Source organism: Bacillus sp. GW823-FHT06A11, from assembly GCF_058795355.1.
Genome location: NZ_JBXAHS010000022.1, coordinates 1 through 2,425, shown reverse-complemented (window position 1 = coordinate 2,425; position 2,425 = coordinate 1). Strand labels below are relative to the sequence as shown.

At 34.1% G+C, this 2,425-nt stretch carries 2 protein-coding genes; both read right to left on the bottom strand.

Features of this window, described 5'->3' with window-relative positions:
* Positions 1–264: 264 nt before the first annotated feature.
* Complete coding sequence (locus tag AC1Q8L_RS29850) at positions 265–996, bottom strand: DsbA family oxidoreductase (RefSeq protein WP_000687923.1); 732 nt, start codon at positions 994–996, stop codon at positions 265–267.
* A 199-nt stretch (positions 997–1,195) separates the two neighbouring features.
* On the bottom strand, positions 1,196–2,155 hold the full coding sequence (locus AC1Q8L_RS29845; RefSeq protein ID WP_000719805.1) for an alpha/beta hydrolase: 960 nt from the start codon (positions 2,153–2,155) through the stop codon (positions 1,196–1,198).
* Positions 2,156–2,425: the final 270 nt, after the last annotated feature.

The window sequence follows — 2,425 nt, the reverse complement described above, 5'->3', positions numbered from 1 at the left end:
TTCAAAGAACTACTTGGTCGCTCATTTGCGACTTCCTTATGTTAACATCTTCGTTAGTTAATGTCAACTAAGTTTTTTATTTCGTTTGTCGCTTGTGACGTTAATGTCATCGGCGACTTGTTCTATATTACACCTCTAAAGTATAATCGTCAATACGTTTTTAAAAAAACTTTATATTTTATAGATTTCATTTACGTATTTCTTCTATAGTTATATACAAGCACCCTACAGAACAATCTATGGGGTGCTCTTCTACCATAAAAACTATTGTTCTTTCGACGGCACCGAACAACTTCCATCAGTACAAGAAAGATCGCTTCCACCATCTGCTGAAAGTTCCTGTAACTTCGGTGCAGGATTCTCTTCTTCCCACACTTGCTGAAGTGCACCAACAAAAGTTTCAAGTGGTTGTGCACCTGAAATAGCATACTTTTGATTAATAATAAAATAAGGCACTCCCGAAATTTGATATTGCTGAGCAATCGCTTCATCAATTCTAACATCATTTGCGTACGCATTTTTATCATTAATAACATTTAAAGCTTCTTGCTTATCTAAACCTGAGGCTTCAGCGATAATAGCAAGTGTATCCACATCACTTAAATTTTTCGATTCAGTGAAATATGCAAAAAGTAGATTCTCCGTAATCTCCTTTTCTTTTCCATGATTCTTTGCAAACTTCGCAAGACGATGCGCATCAAACGTATTCGTCGGCTTCATCTCATCAAAATTAAAACTTAAACCCATACTAGCTGCATGATTTCCTAGCTGTACGTTATTACGCTTAGCTTCTTCAATACTAATCCCATACTTTGATGCAAGCACTTCATTAATACTTGTTCCAGAGTAAACGGGAGTATTCGGATCCAACTCAAAACTTTTAAACTCAACTTCAACATCCTTCTTATGTGGAAATTGCTCTAAAGCCATCTCTAATCTACGTTTCCCAATATAGCAAAATGGGCATACAAAATCCGACCAAACCTCAATTTTCATATAAACACCTCATTAACATTTAGTTTTCAATCATTGTAGCACTGAGATTAAGGAATTCAAAAGTTTTTGCTCTATCTCCTTCATATAGTACATACAAAAATACACTTATAGCAGACTACCTAATTAACAAAAAAACGATAATCAAAAGGATTAACTATTGTCCCTCCGATTATCGTCTATATAAATGCAACAACTTTAATTATGCCGGAATATACTTCCCTACGAACTTCCATACGGTATTCCAATATTTATTCGAATCTACTTTCTCCGCTTCTCCATGCCCAGCACCTGGAACAATTAATTTCTCTTTTTCTACTTTTGCAGCATTATATACTTCATCTAACATTTCAAAAGGAACGAATGTATCAGCATCCCCATGAATGAATAGCATAGGTGTTTTACTTTTCGCCACTTGTTTTACAGCTGAAGCTTCTTCTAAATCATATCCAGCTCTTAATTTTGTAACTGTATTTGCCGCATTCATAACAGGAAACTTCGGCAAGTGGAATAAATCTTTTAGCTGATAAGTAAATTCATCAATAACGGTTGAGTATCCACAATCTTCAATAATAACTTTAACATTAGAAGGTAAATCTTCTCCTGAAGTCATCATTACAGTTGCCCCGCCCATTGAAACACCAAATAGAGCTATTTCAGCATTAGGATCTTTCTTTAAGATTTGTTGAATCCAAATCAAAACATCTTTACGATCATGCCAGCCCATACCAACATAATCCCCTTCACTATTTCCGTGCCCACGAAGGTCTGGTGCTATGACATTATAGCCTTGTTCATAAAAGTTACGAATATATTTCGTCATTTCTGATGCTCTACCATTGTATCCATGAACCACAATTGCCCATTTATGACTAGATGATTCATTCATATATTCATAGCCTTTTAAATTCAATTTATCGAAAGAACGTATAGTTAATGTGTTAGGTTTATACTTCGATACGAAGTTCGCATTCTTTTCTTCATTTGTAGCCAATACATCTCCCGATGCATTTACCGTTTCTACTAAATGAGGATTATCTTGCAAAAATTCTTTTTCTTGTTTCGCATTCAACGCGTAGTTATAAAAATAATTCCCAACTAACATATACACGATTGCTAGAAGGACTAAGACTACTATAGTAATTACACCTATCTTTTTCATATTATCTCCTTTTCTAACTTAAATCTTCTTATATTAAAGTACATCAAAAAACAACTGTACTATTTTAACACATGGATAGATCCTATCTTTAAGAAATAAAATAGAAAATCTTAAATTACATATCAAAAATCATGAAAGAAATTGAATAAAATTTATATAGATATGTAATTAGCCTTGAAAAAAGTTACAAAACACAAAAAAGACGAGTCATTCTGACTCGTCTTAAAATTGCTTGGCGACGTCCTACTCTCACAGGGACAAGGTCCCAAC